This window comes from Methylobacterium sp. 285MFTsu5.1 (assembly GCF_000383455.1).
Taxonomy (GTDB): Bacteria; Pseudomonadota; Alphaproteobacteria; order Rhizobiales; family Beijerinckiaceae; genus Methylobacterium.
The window spans coordinates 135028-152286 of record NZ_KB911272.1 but is presented as its reverse complement, the minus strand read 5'-3'; the positions used below and the strand labels follow the sequence as shown (position 1 = coordinate 152286).

The 17259-nt window shown below is 72.2% G+C and carries 13 protein-coding genes and 1 tRNA gene; 10 read left to right on the top strand and 4 right to left on the bottom strand.

What is annotated here, in order from left to right:
• The first annotated feature begins 15 nt into the window (after positions 1-15).
• From H288_RS0107535 to H288_RS0107500, 8 genes are read left to right on the top strand one after another with little or no spacing between them, the layout of a single operon-like run.
• The gene (locus H288_RS0107535) at positions 16-1266 is read left to right on the top strand and encodes a glycosyltransferase (protein WP_020091982.1); all 1251 of its coding nucleotides are present in this window, start codon (positions 16-18) and stop codon (positions 1264-1266) included.
• Positions 1263-2543, top strand: coding sequence for a glycosyltransferase family 4 protein (locus H288_RS0107530; protein WP_020091981.1), 1281 nt, complete (start codon positions 1263-1265; stop codon positions 2541-2543). Before H288_RS0107535 ends, H288_RS0107530 begins: the two co-directional genes overlap by 4 nt.
• Positions 2531-4483 (top strand): glycosyltransferase, encoded by a 1953-nt coding sequence (locus H288_RS0107525; protein ID WP_020091980.1) that lies wholly within the window; start codon positions 2531-2533, stop codon positions 4481-4483. Before H288_RS0107530 ends, H288_RS0107525 begins: the two co-directional genes overlap by 13 nt.
• The gene (locus H288_RS0107520) at positions 4480-6321 is read left to right on the top strand and encodes an ABC transporter ATP-binding protein (RefSeq protein ID WP_026604759.1); all 1842 of its coding nucleotides are present in this window, start codon (positions 4480-4482) and stop codon (positions 6319-6321) included. Before H288_RS0107525 ends, H288_RS0107520 begins: the two co-directional genes overlap by 4 nt.
• Complete coding sequence (locus H288_RS0107515; protein ID WP_020091978.1) at positions 6321-7187, top strand: hypothetical protein; 867 nt, start codon at positions 6321-6323, stop codon at positions 7185-7187. Before H288_RS0107520 ends, H288_RS0107515 begins: the two co-directional genes overlap by 1 nt.
• Positions 7184-9151 (top strand): ABC transporter substrate-binding protein, encoded by a 1968-nt coding sequence (locus H288_RS0107510; RefSeq protein WP_020091977.1) that lies wholly within the window; start codon positions 7184-7186, stop codon positions 9149-9151. The genes H288_RS0107515 and H288_RS0107510 overlap by 4 nt, the downstream gene beginning before the upstream one ends.
• Positions 9148-10164, top strand: coding sequence for an ABC transporter permease (locus tag H288_RS0107505; RefSeq protein WP_020091976.1), 1017 nt, complete (start codon positions 9148-9150; stop codon positions 10162-10164). The genes H288_RS0107510 and H288_RS0107505 overlap by 4 nt, the downstream gene beginning before the upstream one ends.
• An 11-nt stretch (positions 10165-10175) precedes the next feature.
• On the top strand, positions 10176-11324 hold the full coding sequence (locus H288_RS0107500) for an ABC transporter permease (protein WP_020091975.1): 1149 nt from the start codon (positions 10176-10178) through the stop codon (positions 11322-11324).
• A gap of 24 nt (positions 11325-11348) precedes the next feature.
• On the opposite strand, the gene H288_RS0107495 is transcribed toward H288_RS0107500, so the two are convergent.
• Entirely contained in the window at positions 11349-13565 is a 2217-nt protein-coding gene (locus H288_RS0107495; protein ID WP_020091974.1) for an HWE histidine kinase domain-containing protein, read from the bottom strand.
• A gap of 55 nt (positions 13566-13620) precedes the next feature.
• Positions 13621-13962 carry a SelT/SelW/SelH family protein gene (locus H288_RS0107490; RefSeq protein ID WP_234082982.1) on the bottom strand — a complete coding sequence of 114 codons (342 nt, stop codon included), beginning with the start codon at positions 13960-13962 and terminating at the stop codon, positions 13621-13623.
• A 258-nt stretch (positions 13963-14220) separates the two neighbouring features.
• Here H288_RS0107490 and H288_RS0107485 point away from each other — a divergent pair.
• Together H288_RS0107485 and H288_RS0107480 are read left to right on the top strand one after the other, a co-directional pair.
• Positions 14221-14295, top strand: a tRNA-Val gene (locus H288_RS0107485).
• Between the two features lie 156 nt (positions 14296-14451).
• Positions 14452-15984, top strand: a complete 1533-nt coding sequence (locus tag H288_RS0107480) for an acyl-CoA carboxylase subunit beta (protein ID WP_020091972.1) — start codon at positions 14452-14454, stop codon at positions 15982-15984.
• A 38-nt stretch (positions 15985-16022) separates the two neighbouring features.
• Here H288_RS0107480 and H288_RS0107475 read toward each other — a convergent pair whose 3' ends face one another.
• Complete coding sequence (locus H288_RS0107475; protein WP_020091971.1) at positions 16023-16484, bottom strand: hypothetical protein; 462 nt, start codon at positions 16482-16484, stop codon at positions 16023-16025.
• Positions 16485-16561: 77 nt separating this feature from the next.
• Positions 16562-17116 carry a TerB family tellurite resistance protein gene (locus H288_RS0107470; RefSeq protein ID WP_020091970.1) on the bottom strand — a complete coding sequence of 185 codons (555 nt, stop codon included), beginning with the start codon at positions 17114-17116 and terminating at the stop codon, positions 16562-16564.
• Positions 17117-17259 lie beyond the last annotated feature (143 nt).

Here is a 17259-nt window from a genome sequence, read left to right as displayed (position 1 = left end):
GGGGCGATCACATCGATGCGACTGGACGAGGCGTCTCCGGCCCCGCGCGTCCTGATCTACAGCCACGATACCTTCGGGCTCGGCCATCTGCGCCGCTCGCGGGCGATCGCCAACGCGATCGTGGCGTGCAACCGCGGCGCCCGGGCGATGATCGTCTCGGGCTCCCCGGTGGTCGACCGCTTCGCCTTCGCCGCGGGCGTCCGGACGGTCAGGCTGCCGCCGGTGACCAAGTTCGCCGACGGCGGCTATGCCAGCCTCGACGGCGCGACCCCGCTGGCGCGCACCGTCGCGCAGCGTTCCGCGATCATCGCCCAGGCCTGCGACGCCTTCCGACCCGACCTGATCATCGTCGACAAGGAACCGGCCGGCTTCCACGGCGAGTTGCTGCCGGTGCTGGAGAAGGCCGCGGCCCGCGACATCCGCCTCGTCCTGGGCCTGCGCGACGTCCTCGACGACGCCGACCGCCTCGTCCCCGAATGGGAGCGCAAGGGCGCGGCCGAGACGATGGCGCGCTTCTACGACGAGATCTGGGTGTACGGGCTGAGCCGGATCCACGAGCCCCTGGCGGCGCTGCCGATGGAGCCCGAGATGGCCGCCCGCATCGACGGGCGCCTGATCTACACCGGCTATCTCCGCCGCGACCTCCCGGAGCGCCGCGCCGGCCGCGAGGAGCCCCCGATCGCGAACGGCCCCTTCATCCTGGTGACGCCGGGCGGCGGCGGCGACGGGGCGGCCCTGATCGACTGGGTGATCGCCGCCTACGAGGCCGATCCCGCGATCCCCCTGCCCGCGCTCATCGCCTTCGGTCCCTTCCTCGACGCCGGCATCCGCGACGGGTTCATGGCGCGCATCCGCCGCCTCGGCGACCGGATCGCGGCCATCACCTTCGACAGCGAGATCGAGTTCCTGATGCGCAAGGCCGCCGGCGTCGTCGCCATGGGGGGCTACAACACGTTCTGCGAGATCCTGTCCTTCGACCGCCGGGCGATCCTCGTGCCCCGGACCGAGCCGCGGCGGGAACAGGCGATCCGGGCGCTGGCGGCCGAGCGGCTCGGCCTCGCGCGGGTGCTGATGGAGGCGGAAGGCCGGGCGCCCGGGCGCATGGCGGCGGCGCTCCGCGACCTGCCGGGACAGGACCCGCCGTCGCGGGTTCTGGTGCCGGGTCTCCTGGACGGCCTCGACGCGGTCGCGCGCCGCGTCCGGGCGCTGACCGCCCGCGGCGGCGCGAACGTCCCGGCCCGGCCGTACCTGCAGGCCTATTCGTGAGCGCCAAACGGGTCGCCGTGGTGCTGAAGGGCTATCCGCGGCTCTCCGAGACCTTCATCGCGCAGGAGTTGCTGGCGCTGGAACGGTGCGGCCTGGCTCTCGAGATCTGGTCCCTCCGGCGCCCGACCGATCGGGCCCGCCATCCGATGCACGCGCAGATCCGCGCGGAGGCCGCCTACCTGCCCGAGTACCTGCGCGACGCGCCGCTGCGGGTGTCCCGGGGCGTCGGCGCCGCGCTCCGGCGGCCGAACCTGCCCGCGCTCCTGGCGCTGTTCGCCCGCGATCTCCGGCGCGACCCGACGGCGTCGCGGCTGCGGCGCCTCGGGCAGGCCCTGGTCCTCGCCCGGGAATTGCCGGCCGAGGTCGCCCATATCCACGTGCACTTCCTGCACACGCCGGCCAGCGTCGCCCGCTACGCCGCGCTCCTGACCGGGCGCCGGTGGAGCTTCTCGGCGCATGCCAAGGACATCTGGACCACGCCCGACTGGGAACTGGCCGAGAAGCTGCGCGACGCCGAATGGGGCGTGACCTGCACCCGTGACGGCCTCGCCCGGCTCGACAGCCTCGCCCCGGGCCGGACGCTCCTCGCCTATCACGGGCTCGATCTCGCCCGGTTCCCCGACGCGCCGCCGCCGCGCGAGCCGCGCGACGGGACGGACCCGGACCGCGCCCTCCGGCTCCTCTGTGTCGGCCGGCTCGTCGCCAAGAAGGGGCACGACGACCTCATCGACGCCCTCGCCGCCCTGCCCGCGCACCTGCACTGGTGGCTCGACCTGATCGGCAGTGGCGAGCGGCGCGAAGCCCTGGAGGCCCGGGTCGCTGCCTGCGGCCTGGCGGAGCGGGTCCGCTTCCGCGGCGCCCTGGCGCAGCCCGCGGTGATTGAGGCCATGCGCGCGGCGGACCTCTTCGTCCTGCCGACGAAGCCCGCCCCTGGCGGCGACCGCGACGGCCTGCCGAACGTGCTGATGGAGGCCGCGAGCCAAGCGCTCCCGATCCTGGCGACCGCCTTCGCCGGCACGCCGGAATTCATCACCGACGGTGTCCACGGCGTCCTGACGCCGCCCGGCGAGCCGGCGGCGCTGGCCGAGGCCCTGGTCCGTCTCGCGGGCGATCCGGGCCTCCGTCAGCGGCTCGGCGCGGCGGCCCTGGCCCGGCTCGTGCAGGACTTCTCCGAGGAAGCGGCGATCGCGCTGATCGCCGGCCGGCTGCGCGCGTCCGCGGGTCTGCCGCAGGGCGCGGTCGCCCGCGAATCGGAGTTGTCCGCGTGCGCGTCCTGATCGCGGTCACGCATCTGCTCGGCGCGGGGCACCTCACCCGCGCGGCCGCCATCGCCCGCGCCTTCGCGGCGGCCGGCCACGAGACGATGCTGGTCTCGGGCGGCGTCCCGGCACCGATGGTCCGACAGGACGGGTTGCGCCGCGTGCAGCTGCCGCCGCTCCGGATCGCCGGCACGGACTTCTCGACGCTGCTGGACCCCGACGGAGGCCCGGCCGGGCCGGCGCTCCTCGAACGCCGCCGAGCCCTGATGGTCGATACCCTGGCGGCCTTCGAGCCTGACGCGGTGATCACCGAGCTGTTCCCGTTCGGCCGGCGCGCCCTGGCGGCCGAGTTCCTCGCCCTGGTGGACGCGGCCCGCGCCCGGCGCCCGCGCCCGCTCGTCCTCGCCTCCGTGCGCGACGTCCTCGTGGCCTCGACCAAGCCGGAGCGGATCGCCCAGGCGCACGCGCGTGTGGCGGACCTCTACGACGCCGTGCTGGTGCACGGCGACCCGGCCCTGATCCCTCTCGAGGCCTCGTGGCCCCTCGACGCGGCCACCGCCGCGAAGGTGCGTTACACCGGCTACGTGGACGAGGGGACCGTGCCCGCGCCGGCCTCGCGCCGCTCCGGCGTGGTGGTCGCCGCCGGATCCGGACCGGCCGGGCTGGTCCTGCTGCGCGCGGCCGCAGGCGCGGCCCGGCTTCGGCCGGATCTCGGCTGGCGGATCCTGGCCGGCCACGGCGTCCCCGAGGCCGAGCTGTCCGAGATCGGTCACGGTCTCGCGCCCGGCATCCTCGGTCGCGCCCAGCCGGACTATCGCGCGCTCCTGGCCGGCGCCGCCCTGTCGGTCAGCCAGTGCGGCTACAACACGGCCGTCGATCTCCTCGCCACCGGCACACCCGCTGTCCTCGTGCCCTTCGAGGCCGGCGGCGAGACCGAGCAGCGCCTGCGCGCCGAGCGCCTCGCCACCCGGGGACTCGCCCGGGTGCTGCCGGAATCGGAGCTGACGCCCGGGACCCTGGTGGAGGCCATCGCGTCGCGGGGCGTCCTCCCCGCGCCCGGCGATCCCGGGATCGATCGGGACGGCGCAGCGCGCACGGTCGCGCTGGTCGAATCCCTCCGCGGGGGCGAGCGATCGCGCCCCGTCCGGGCTAAGCCGGCCGAGCCGGCCCTCGACGCTCTCCGCCGTGCTCTCGACGCCGTCGCGGCGCGGGGCCTGCGCGTGCCGCTGTTCTGGCGCGACGACGACGCGGTCGCGGGCGGTCCGGACCTCGACCGCCTCATCGGTCTCGCCGAGCACCATGGCGTCCCGCTGCTCCTCGCCGCGATCCCGGCCGGCATCGACGCCTCGCTGCCGCGGCGGCTCGAAGCGGCTGCCGGTGTATCCGTCGCCGTCCACGGCCTCGCCCACCACAACCACGCCCCGCCGGGCGAGAAGCGGGCCGAGTTCGGCGCGCACCGCCCGCTCGAAACCCTGGTCGCCGACGCCGCTGCCGGTCTCCGGATCGCCCGGCAGCGTCTGCCGGAAGGCTCGCTGCTGCCTGTCTTCGTACCGCCGTGGAACCGCGTCGCGCCGGAGCTCGCCGCCGCCCTGCCGGATCTCGGCTATCGCGGCCTCTCGGCCGTGCCCGGCCCGTCGATCCCGGGTTTGCGCCGGCTCGATGCCACCCTCGATCCGATCGACTGGCGGGGCAGCCGGTCCCTGCGCGATCCGGAAGCCCTGCTGCGCGGCCTCGCCGCCGACATCGCGGGCGCGCCGGAGCGGCCGCTCGGCCTGCTGACGCACCACCGCGTCCACGACGAGGCCGTCTGGGACTTCGCCGGCGCCCTCGTGGCCAACCTCCTGCGGCACCCGGCGATACAGGTCGTGGATGTTCGGGCGCACTTCGGCGCGTCCGCGATGGACAAGGGGCCGGCGGCATCTAAGTCTCAGGTCTCACAGATCGCGAGGACGGGTTGAGCCCGCTATTGTCCATCCGCGACCTCGCGGTCGCGTTCCGCACGGAGAGCGGTCCGTTCGAGGCGCTGCACGGCCTGTCCCTCGACGTTCACCGCGGCCGCACCCTCGCCCTGGTCGGCGAGTCCGGTTCGGGCAAGTCGGTGACCGCCCAGGCGATTCTGCGGATCCTGCCGCCCTCCGCCGCCATCACCCGCGGTCAGATCCTGTTCCGGGACGGCGAGGTCGAGGCCGACATCGCGCGGCTCCCCTCCGAGGGCGAGGCGATGCGGGCGATCCGTGGCCAGCGCATCGCCATGATCTTCCAGGAGCCCATGACCTGCCTGTCACCGCTCCACACGGTGGGCGACCAGATCGGCGAGGCGCTGCGCATCCACACCGGGGCCGACCGCAAGGAGGCCGATGCCCGGACCGAGGGGGCGCTGGCCCGGGTCGGCTTCCCGGACCCGCACCGCGCCCTGCGGACCTACCCGTTCGAGTTGTCCGGCGGCCTGCGCCAGCGCGCCATGATCGCCATGGCGCTGATCCTGAAACCCGCCCTCCTCGTCGCCGACGAGCCGACCACCGCGCTCGACGTCACCACCCAGGCCCAGATCCTCGCCCTGCTGGCCCGGCTCCAGGAGGAGACCGGGATGGCGATCCTGCTGATCACCCACGACCTCGGCGTGGTCGCCAACATCGCCCACGACGTCGCCGTCCTCTATCGCGGACGCCTCGTCGAGGCGGGCCCGCGCGACACGGTGATGCGCGCGCCGGGCCACGCCTATCTCCGCGCGCTCCTCCACGCGGTGCCGCGCTTCGACATGGCGCCCGGCGAGCGGCTCACGCCGATCCGCCCGGCCAAGGCCGAGATCCCGCCCGGCCAGGCGCCCGCGCCCCTGGCCGGGCCGATCCTGCAGGTGGAGGGGGTGAGCAAGAGCTTCACGCTGCGCGCCGGTCGGCTGTGGCAGAAGCCGCGGATCGTCCACGCCGTGTCCGACGTCTCCTTGAGTTTGGCGGCGGGCCAGACGCTGGGGCTCGTCGGCGAGTCCGGGTCGGGCAAGACCACGGTCTCGAAGATGATCATGCGGGCGCTCCGGCCGGATTCCGGGCGGATCCTGTTCGACGACGGCAGCGGCCCGCGGGACGTCCACGGCCTGAGCGGCGACGCCCTCTTCGCCTATCGCCGCACGGTCCAGTTCGTGTTCCAGGACCCCTACGCGTCCCTCGATCCGCGCATGACCGTCCGGCAGATCCTGTCGGAGCCGATGGAGATCCACGGCGTCCCGGCGGCGGAGCGGCGGGAGCGCTGCCGCGCCCTTATGGCGATGGTCGGCCTGGAGCCCAGCGGTCTCGGCCGGTACCCGCACGCCTTCTCGGGCGGGCAGCGGCAGCGCATCGGGATCGCCCGGGCGCTCGCCCCGAAGCCGCGGCTGCTGGTGCTCGACGAGCCGGTCTCGGCCCTCGACGTCTCGGTCCAGGCGCAGATCCTGAACCTGCTCAAGGATCTCCAGGCCGCCCTGGGCCTCTCCTACCTCATCGTTTCCCACAATCTGGCAGTGATCGACTACATGGCGGACACGATCAGCGTGATGTGCCGGGGCCGCATCGTCGAGGAGGCGCCCCGCGCGGCCCTGTTCCGCCGGCCCGTCCATCCCTACACGCGGGCGCTGCTCGCCGCCGTGCCCGATCCGAGCCTGGACCATCCCCTCGACTTCGCGGCCGTCGCCTCCGACCGCAATGACCCGACCCGCTGGGAGGAGCCGTTCCGCTTGGCCCCCGACGAGGCCGGGGCGATGCGCCCGGTCGAGACCGGACACCGGGTGCGCTTCAGCGCCGCCCACAGTGCGGAGGCCGCGTGATGCAGGCCCGGCCGCCCGTGATGCTGGAGCGCCTGCGCCGCAAGGTGCTGTCGCCGTTCTTCGACCGCCTGGGCTACGACCTCGTACCGGCCGCCCCCGACTGGACCCACCGGCCGACCTCGCCGCGGGAAGTCGCCACCCTGCTCGAATCGGCCGCCGCCATCCTGGAACGCGATCTCGCCGCCGCCGGCCTCGTCCCCGACGGCGACGTGCTGGAGCAGGTCCGGGCGTTCTGGGCGCTGATACCCACCGCCCCCGTCCGGCAGCGGCGCGGCGGCAGCGGCTTCAACGGCGCGCTGCAGCTCTACGTCGCCATGCGGGCGCTGAAGCCCGACTTCGTGATCGAATCGGGCGTGTTCCGCGGGCTCACGACCTGGGTGATCCGGCAGGCCCGCCCGCAGGCGCAGATCTTCTGCCACGATCCGGACCTGTCGGGCCTGCAGTACCGCGACCGGCAGGCCCGCTACAGCACGGCGGATTGGTCGACCGCCGACTGGTCCATGCTCGACCCGGCGCGGACGGTGGCGTTCTTCGACGACCACGTCGCCCAGGGCCGGCGGGTCGTGGAGGCGCGGGCGCGCGGTCTGACCCGGCTGCTGTTCGACGACGACGCGGCCGGGCACCGGATCCACGCCCATGGCGGCCCCGCGCACCCGACCATCGCGATGATCACCGGGCCCGAGCGCAACCCGGAGCCGATCCGGTGGACGCGGAACGGCCGCCATTTCGAGCAGCCGGCCGACGACGCCCTGGTGCGGCAGGCCGCCGGGTTGATCGCCCGGTCCCACGCCTTCGACGACCTGCACAGGGCGACCGGCTACTCGCCCGCCCGGCTCACCTCCGTGACGTTGCGGGGCAGCTCATGAAGGCCTGGGACATTCAGGACGGCACCCCGTCCGCTCTCCCGCTGCGGGGCGGGAACGACAGCACCGTGTCCCGCCGCGCCCTGCTCGCCGGGCTCGGCGCCAGCCTGATCTGGTCGCGCGCGCCGTCGCGGGCCTTCGCCGACACCCCGCCGGCCGACGCGCCTGGCCCGCCGACCACCCCCTACGTGGCCGACCTCGCCGCCCACGGACGCCGCCTCGGCAGCGCGGGCGGCACGATCCGCACCCTGATCGCCAAGGCGCGGGACGTCCGCTACCTGTCGGTCTACGGCTACACCCGCCTCGTCGGCTACGATTCCGACCTCAACCTGCGGCCCGACGTGCTGGAGCGCGTCGACGTCGAGGGCGGCCGCTTCACGTTCACGCTCCGCCAGGGCCACCGCTGGTCGGACGGGCACCCGTTCACCGCGGAGGATTTCCGCTACTACTGGGAGGATGTCGCCAACGAGAAGGCCCTGAGCCCCGACGGGCCCGCGGCCTTCTTCCGGGTCGACGGCAAGCTCCCGGAGGTGGAATTCCTCGATCCGGTCACCGTCCGCTACAGCTGGGACCGGCCGAACCCGATGTTCCTGCCGGCCCTGGCGGCGCCGCGCGACCCGCTGATCTACCGGCCGTCGCACTATCTCAAGCCGTACCACGCCCGCTACGTCGGCAAGGAGGCGGCCGACGCGAAGGCCAAGGCGCTGAAGCTCCGCAGCTGGGCGGCCCTGCACAATCGCCTCGACGACAATTACGAGCTCAACAACCCGGACTGCCCGACCCTGCAGGGCTGGGTCCCGCGGACCCGCTCGCCGGCCACCCGGTTCCGGTTCGAGCGCAACCGCAGCTACCACCGGGTCGACACGGCCGGCACGCAGCTCCCCTACGTCGATTCCATCGTGATGGACGTGGCCTCGCAGGGCCTCCTGGTCGCCAAGACCAATGCCGGCGAGGCCGACCTGATGTTCCGCGGCCTGATGATGCCCGACATCCCGAGCCTCAAGGAGGGTGAGGCGGCGCATCGCTACCGCACCAACCTGTGGCCCGTGGCCCGCGGCTCGGAGATCGCGCTCTACCCGAACCTGACCACGACGGATCCGGCGTGGCGGCAGCTCAACCGCGACGTGCGTTACCGGCACGCCTTGTCGCTCGCCATCGATCGGCGCACCCTCAACAACACGCTCCTGTTCGGCCTGGGCACCGAGGGCAACGACACGATCGTGCCGGAGAGCGCGCTGTTCGAGCCCGAGATGCGGACCCTCAACGCCGCCTACGACCCGGCCCGGGCCGCCAAGCTTCTGGACGAGATCGGGCTGACGGCCCGCGACGGTTCTGGCACGCGGCTGCTCCCCGGCGGTCGCGCCCTGGAACTGGTGGTGGAGAGCGACGGCGAGGCCGAGATGGTCCTCGACGCGCTGCTGCTCATCACGGAGTTCTGGCGCGAGGTCGGGATCCGCCTGATCACCAAGCCGCAGGAGCGCACGAACCTGCACCGGCGCTCGATCGCGGGCGTGACCGTCATGGTCGCCGCCCAGGGCCTCGACCTCGCCGTCCCGACCGCGATCATGCCCCCGACCGAGCTGAGTCCGGCCCAGCCGGAGCATTATTCCTGGCCGCTGTGGAGCATGAACGTCGAGAGCCGCGGCAAGAGCGGCGAGCCCTGCGACGTACCGGAGGTCCAGCGCCTCATCGAGCTCGACCGGGAGTGGCGCCACACCGACGATGCCGGCCGGCAGGCCGCGATCTGGCGCGAGATGCTGATGAACCACGCGCACAACACCTGGGTGATCGGCACGGTGGCGGGCGCGCTCCAGCCGGTGGTCGGCGCCGATCGCCTGATCAACCTCCCGAAGCGCGCCCTCTATTCCTGGGAGCCCACCGCGATGATCGGCGTGCAGCGCCTCGACGAGCTGTTCTGGGACACGGGCACTGAAACCGGCGCCGACAAGCGCGCGGAGGCCCGGTGATCGTCCAGATCCTCCGCCGCGTCGTCACGATGGCGGTGACGCTGCTGGTCATCTCGGCGCTCGTCTTCGTGATCATCAAGCTGCCGCCGGGCGACTACCTGACCAACCGGATCATGGAGCTGCGGGCCACCGGCGACGCGAGCTCCGTGGCGAAGGCCGAGCTGCTCATCAAGCAGTACGGGCTCGATCGGCCGGTCTGGCAGCAGTACCTGATGTGGATCGGCGTGCTGCCCGGATCGGTCGGGTTCTCCGGGCTGCTCCAGGGCGACTGGGGCTGGTCGTTCGAGTACGACAAGCCGGTGGCGGACGTCGTCGGCGACGCCCTGTGGCTGACCCTGCTGATCAACCTGACGGCGGTGGTGTTCGTCCACCTCGTGGCGATCCCGGCGGCGATCTACTCCGCGACGCACCGGAACACGCTCGGCGACGCCGTCGTCACCCTGCTGGGCTATGTCGGCCTCGCGGTGCCGGGCTTCCTGCTCGCCCTGATCCTGCTGTTCTACGCCAACCGGTGGTTCGGGCTGTCGATCGGCGGCCTCTACGATTCGGCCCTCACCAACCAGCCCTGGACCTGGGAGAAGGTCCGCTCGCTCATGGCGCACCTAATCGTGCCGACGCTGGTGATCGGCCTCGGCGGCACCGCGGCCATGATCCGGCGCATGCGCGCCAACCTGCTCGACGAGCTGGCCAAGCCCTACACGGTGACCGCCCGCGCCAAGGGCCTGCCGCCCCTGCAGGCGCTGCTGAAATACCCGTTCCGGATGTCGCTCAACCCGTTCGTCGCGGATATCGGCAACCTGCTCCCGCACCTCGTCTCGGGGTCGGTGCTGGTCTCCCTGGTGCTCAGCCTGCCGACCGTCGGGCCGCTGCTTCTCGAGGCCCTGCGCAGCCAGGACCAGTTCATGGCCGGGTTCATCCTGATGTTCGTCGCGGCCCTCACCCTCGTCGGCATGCTGATCTCGGACCTGATCCTGGTCTGGCTCGATCCGCGCATCCGCATGGGCCTGCGATGACTCGCCCCGCGATGACCGACGCGCTGCCCGCATCCGGACACTTCGTCGATCCGGCGCCCTTCGAGCCGGAGGCCCGGACCGAGAGCCCGGTCGCCACGGCCTCCGCGTGGCGGCTCATCCTCCGCAAGTTCCTGCGCCACCGCCTCGCCGTGGCCTCGGCCCTGATCCTGCTCGCGCTCTACGCGACCGTGCCGTTCGTCGAGCAGCTCGCGCCCTATGGACAGGCCCGCCGCAACGGCGACTTCCTCTACGCGCCGCCACAGGGCGTGCACCTGTTCCACGAGGGCCGCTTCGTCGGGCCGTTCGTCTACCCCTACCGGGCCCATCTCGACCTCGACACGTTCCGCCGGGACTACAAGGTGGACGCCGCCGCCCCGCAGCCGCTGCGCTTCCTCTGCCGGGGCGACGGCTACGACTGGCTGGGGCTCGTCCGCACCGACCTGCACCTCGTCTGCCCGCCGGAGAACGGCACGCTGTTCCTCCTCGGCACCGACAAGCTCGGGCGTGACCTGTTCTCGCGCATGATCTACGGGGCCCGAATCTCCCTCACCATCGGCCTCGTGGGCGTCGCCATCTCGTTCGCGCTCGGGCTCTTCTTCGGCGGCATCGCGGGCTATTTCGGCGGCGTCGTCGATGCCGGGGTGCAGCGGCTGATCGAGGTGGTGCGCTCCCTGCCGGAGCTGCCGCTCTGGCTCGCCCTGTCGGCGGCGCTGCCGCCGAACTGGAGCCCGCTGCTGATCTTCTTCGGCATCACGGTGATCCTCGGCCTGCTCGACTGGCCGGGGCTCGCGCGGGCGGTGCGCGGCAAGCTCCTGGCGCTGCGGGAGGAGGATTTCGTCCAGGCCGCCGAGCTGATGGGCGCCTCGCCGACCCGGGTGATCGGCCGCCACCTGATCCCGAACTTCATGAGCCACCTGATCGCGTCGGCGACGCTGTCGATCCCGACCATGATCCTCGGCGAGACCGCCCTGTCGTTCCTGGGCCTCGGACTCAGACCGCCGGTGACCAGCTGGGGCGTGCTGCTCAACGAGGCGCAGAATCTCGCGGCGGTGCAGCTCTACCCCTGGCTGCTCCTGCCGGTCCTGCCCGTGCTGGTGACGGTGCTCGCCTTCAACTTCATGGGCGACGGCCTGCGCGACGCTGCCGATCCGTACCACTGACGGGCGCGCGCCGCGCCGTGTGGCCTACCCGGCGAGCGGCAGCGGCGCGATCCGCGTCGGGGCGGCGACGCCCTTGCGCTCGAGGAGGCCCGGCGGCGGCACCGGGGCGTCGATGGTGCACACCACGCCGGTCGGCTCGTAGCTCAGCACCACCTCGCCGGCGAGCTCGCGCGCCAGACTGCGCTCGATCAGGCGCGAGCCGAATCCGGTCCGCGTCGGCTTCTTCACCGGCGGGCCGCCGCGCTCGGACCAGCGGAGCGAGAGCTGCATCTCGTCCAGGCGCCGCACCGTCCAGGCGATCTCGACCGTGCCGCCTTCGGTCGAGAGCGCGCCGTACTTCACGGCGTTCGTGCCGAGCTCGTGCAGGGCCATGGCGATGGACAGCGCGAGCCGCGGCGGCAGCCGCAGGGCCGGTCCCTGAACCTGGAACCGCGAGGCCCGGCCGTCGCCGGCCTCCAGCGGCCGGATCGCGTCCGCCACGACGGCTGAGAGTTCCGCCCCCTCCCAGCTCTCCCGGGTCAGCACGTCGTGCACCCGCGCCAGGGCGAGGAGGCGCGCCTCGAAGGCGGCGCGCGCCGCGTCGGCCTCGGCGCCTTCCAGCCCGCGCAGCGACTGGGCCGCGATCGACTGCACCGTCGCCAGGGTGTTCTTCACCCGGTGGTTCAACTCGTGGATCAGGAGCAGGAGGTGCTCCTCGGCGTTCTTCGTGTCGGTGATGTCGATGTTGCAGCCGGTGTAGCCCAGGAAGTTCTGGGCGTCGTCGAGCCGCGGCACGCCCTCGCACTGGAGCCAGCGCACCGCGCCCGTCCGGTCGATCACCCGCGCCTCCGTGCGGAACGGGATCCGGGCCTCGAACGCCTCCGTGAAGGCGCTGCGGAAATTCTTCAGGTCGTCGGGATGCACGATCTGGTGCCAGCCGTCGTCGTTGAACCGTGCGGCCGGCAGCCCGAACAGGTGCTCGAAATGGAGGTTGGCGAAGCTGACCGCGCCGGTCTCGTCGGTCATCCAGATCAGGGCCGGCGCCGAATCGGCCATGTGCCGGAAGCGCGCCTCGGACTCGCTCAGGGCGCTCAGACCGCGCTTTGTCTCGGCGAGCGCCCGGTCGCGCTCCTCCTCCCGGGTGCGCAGCCGGAGAGACGCCTCCGACAGCACGACGCCGAGCCGCTGGATCTCGTGGACCGGCGACGACACGCGCGGGATCGCCTCGCCCCGGGCCAGGGCAGGCCCCGAAGCGGCCAGCAGCCGGAGGGGGCGCGAGACCCGCGACCAGAGGTTCACCGCCAGGAGCGACGAGGTGGCCAGCACCAGCAGGCCGAAGCCCGCGAAGGCCCAGATCCAGCGCCGCACCCGCGCGTCGACGAGGGCCTGCGGGATGCTGGTCGCGACCATCCAGCCGGTGAGCCGCGAGCGCGCCTCGATCACCACCACCGGCTTGTGCTGGCGATCCTGGCCCTCCCAGACCCCGGGCGTCGACGACTGCACCTGGCGGAGGCTGGCGAGGCGCTGCTTGCCGACCACCGCCTCGGGATCGGGCAGGCGCGCCAGGACGATGCCCGACCTGTCGCTGATCCCCGTCGTCCAGCCCGGGACGACCTCCCGGGACAGGATGCCCTGCAGGCGCGACAGGGGGACGGTGAAGCTCAGGATATAGCCGACCTCGCCGTCGACCATCACGGGCACGCCGACCGCGTAGGTGGCCTCGCTCGGCGTCGGGCCCGGCACGTAGCCGCTCACCATGGCGCGCTGCGTCCCGCGGGCCAGATCCTGGTCGAAGGGTAGCGTCACGACCGGCATCGGCGCACCGCGCGGCACGCCGGTATTCACCATCTCCTGCCCGTTGGGCCGGCGCAGGAGCACGTCCAGGTCGATCGATTCGCGGACGAGGCGCGCCTGGGCGTCGAACGCCTCGAAGTCGCCCTGCCGGATCCGCGGTGAGGTCGCCAGAGTCTGCAGCACCGACACGAGACCGGCGGTGTCGCGGTCCAGGGACAGGCCGATGCCGCGCACGTTCTCGCGGGCGTCCTGCTCGAACCGTGCCCGCTCGGCGGAGGCGTAGCGCATCAGCAGGATGCTGGTGAACAGCAGGCCGGGGCCGATCAGCGCGATCACCAGCGCGATCAGGTAGACCTGGGTCGAGAAGCCGTTTCGCCCGAAGCGGTGCAGCCGCCGCGACAGCCAGGAACGGCGCGCGGGAATCACCGCGGGGACGCCCGCGCCCTCGGCGTGATGGTCCGGACTCAAGCGGGGTCCGTCCCCGGCCCGCGGTGCCACGCGGGCTCGTCGCCGTTCCCTCGCCTCATGACCGGTCGATATGACCGAGATCGCGTGTCGGGTCGAGGTGGTCGCGCACGCGCTGCTTCAGCGCCTTCACGTCCGGGAAACCGCCGTCGCGCACCCGTTCCCACAGGAGCACCCCGTCCAGTTGGATGTTGAAAGCGCCCCCCGTGGCCGGGACGAGGGCGACCTCGCCCAGATCATCGCGAAACGTCGAGAGGAGTTCCTGCGCCATCCAGGCGGAGCGCAGCAGCCAGTTGCATTGGGTGCAGTACGTGATCGCGACGCGCGGCCGTCCTGGCCTCGCCGCGCCCTCCACCGTCACGTCGCTGCCGGGCTTCGCGCCCGCTGGCCCATCGTGCATGCCCGCACAGCGCACCCGGCCGGCGCCCTTGTCAACCTCACGCACGCGCACGTCGGCGTGCCCCGGGCCGGCGACGGCGGCGCTCCGCCGAGTGCGGTGCGTATCTGGACGCCTGCTCGAACGCTCGTCCGGCTGTCAGCCAACATCGCCGGCCGCGCTTGACGTCGCGGCCCGCCGCGCTCTAGAAGGCCCGCCACCGGGTCGCGGCGCCCCCACGGGCGAGCGGCGATGGCGTGCGCTCAGGCAGCACGCCGGTACGGACGGTTAGCACAGCGGTAGTGCGTTCCCTTCACACGGGAAAGGTCGCAGGTTCGATCCCTGCACCGTCCACCATCATCCCTATCCCCCGAAGGTCTGATCCCGCGGCTCCCCGCGTCGGTTTGCCACCCGAAAAGCGCGTGCTAAGGGCGCTCGATCGGTGAACGCATAAGCTTGGACCCGGCCCGATCCGGGTCGCAGGTCACAGGCAGGGGAAGGGCGGGAACAGCCATGAAGGACATCCTCGACAAGCTCGAAGAGCGGCGGGCGCAGGCCCGGCTCGGCGGCGGTGAGAAGCGCGTCGAGGCCCAGCACAAGCGCGGCAAGCTCACGGCGCGCGAGCGCATCGAACTCCTCCTCGACCACGGGTCGTTCGAGGAGTTCGACATGTTCGTGCAGCACCGCTCCACCGATTTCGGCATGGAGAAGCAGAAGATCCCCGGCGACGGCGTCGTGACCGGCTGGGGCACGATCAACGGCCGCACGGTCTTCCTCTTCTCGAAGGACTTCACGGTTTTCGGCGGCTCGCTGTCCGAGGCGCATGCCCAGAAGATCGTGAAGGTTCAGGACATGGCGCTGAAGATGCGCGCCCCGATCATCGGTATCTTCGACGCCGGCGGCGCGCGCATCCAGGAGGGCGTCGCGGCGCTCGGCGGCTACGGCGAGGTGTTCCGCCGCAACGTCATGGCCTCGGGCGTCATCCCGCAGATCTCGGTGATCATGGGTCCCTGCGCGGGCGGCGACGTCTACTCGCCGGCCATGACCGACTTCATCTTCATGGTTCGCGACACGAGCTACATGTTCGTGACCGGCCCCGACGTGGTGAAGACCGTCACCAACGAGGTCGTGACCGCCGAGGAACTCGGGGGCGCCAAGGTCCACACGACCAAGTCGTCGATCGCCGACGGGTCCTTCGAGAACGACGTCGAGGCGATCCTCCAGATCCGCCGCCTCCTCGACTTCCTCCCGGCGAACAACATCGACGGCGTGCCGGAGCTGGAGAGCTTCGACGACGTCAACCGGATCGACGCGTCCCTCGACACGCTGATCCCCGACAACCCGAACAAGCCCTACGACATGGGCGAGCTGATCCGCCGCGTGGTGGACGAGGGCGACTTCTTCGAGATCCAGTCCGCCTACGCGCGCAACATCATCACCGGGTTCGGCCGGATCGAGGGCCGGACCGTCGGTTTCGTGGCCAACCAGCCGCTGGTGCTCGCGGGCGTGCTCGATTCGGACGCCTCGCGGAAGGCCGCGCGCTTCGTGCGCTACTGCGACGCCTTCGGCATCCCGATCGTCACCTTCGTGGACGTGCCGGGCTTCCTGCCGGGCACGGCGCAGGAATACGGCGGCCTGATCAAGCACGGCGCCAAGCTGCTCTTCGCCTACTCACAGGCGACGGTGCCGCTGGTCACGATCATCACCCGCAAGGCCTTCGGCGGCGCCTACGACGTCATGGCGTCGAAGCACGTCGGCGCGGACGTGAACTACGCGTGGCCGACGGCGCAGATCGCCGTGATGGGCGCGAAGGGCGCGGTCGAGATCATCTTCCGCAGTGAGATCGGCGACCCGGAGAAGATCGCGGCGCGCACCGGCGAGTACGAGGACCGGTTCCTCTCGCCCTTCGTGGCGGCCGAGCGCGGCTACATCGACGAGGTGATCATGCCGCACTCGACCCGCCGCCGGATCGCCAAGGCCCTCGGGATGCTCCGCACCAAGAAGATGGAGCAGCCCTGGAAGAAGCACGACAACATCCCGCTCTGAGGCGGGCGGACGGGCCGGCGGCCGCGCCGCCGCCGGTCTCAGCTGCGGTTGCTGTTCTCGATCACCGCGCACAGCGTCAGCGGGCCCTTGTCGGGCGACACCATCGCCGAGCAGGTGACCCGGGCCCCGCCGAGATCGACGTTGCTGTGCCTGAGCTTCGTGGCCGTCGCCTGGGCCCGGTGCGCGGCCTCGGTGATCACGGCGGCATCGATGCCGGTCACCGCGTGCCCGGCCTGCCCGAACAGGTCGTAGTAGCGGTCGGGCGGGTTCGCCCCGCGAAACTGCGCGCCCACAGAGGACAAGTCTGGCCCGCCGCAGGCCAGCGTCAGGGTCATGTCCGGACCGGCCGTGAAGCTCGCGTAGTCGCTCCGGCGCTCGGCCGTCTTGGCCGCCGTCTCGGCCGTGACCTTGTCGACGAGCGCGTCGCAGGACTGTGCCCGGACGGGGCCGGCGCCGGCCGAAAGGGCGGTGAAGACGAGGAGAGGCAGAAGCGCGCGCATGCCCGCGAGGTAGCGCAGCGGTCCGGAAAGGCGAGCGGCGCGGCGTTCCGGCGCGCCTTGCCCCACCCCGATGCGGATCAGGCGGATTCGCCTCGTCCCCTGACCAGGACGGGTCCCTCGCCGACGAGCAGGCGCCGCTTGAGGCGGGCGATGCCCTCCCGCTGCAACTCGCTGGGCGGGGAATGCGCGCTGGCCACCTGGGTCAGCATCGCGATCAGCTCGCCCCGCTCGGCCACCGTCAGCGCGTCGCGCAGAAGCGGCGCCAGGGCGTCGGCGACCTGCGAGAACGGGAGACGCGCCTGCGTGTAGCCCCAGGCCCGCTCGAAGGTGGCCGAGATCCGATCCACCTCGAGCGGACGCTCCATGTATTCGAGGATCCGCGTCTTCTCGCTGGCGGTGAGGGGGCTGCCGGTCCGGACCAGCTGAATCATCAGGATCACCGCCGCCAGGCGCGGGTCGCGGACGCGCTGCAACGGCGTCCCCACGAGGTTCTGGAAGGTCGAGACGGCGCGGCGCTGAAGCCCCTTCGTGTCCCGGTTGACCTCCTGCAGGCCCTTGACGGCTCCGTGCGTCCGCAAGATCCAGAACAGTCCCGCGACGATGATCCCGATGAGGCCGAGCAGGATCGGCATGAGCGTCCCCAGATCGAATCGACGCGGGACGCTCTCACGCACATCTCGGTGTGTCAAACCCGCGTCAATGCCTGCGAATGACCGCTGTGACTTGCAAGATCGCGCGCGCAGGCGACACATCCATTGTGCGCGACCCGGATCTA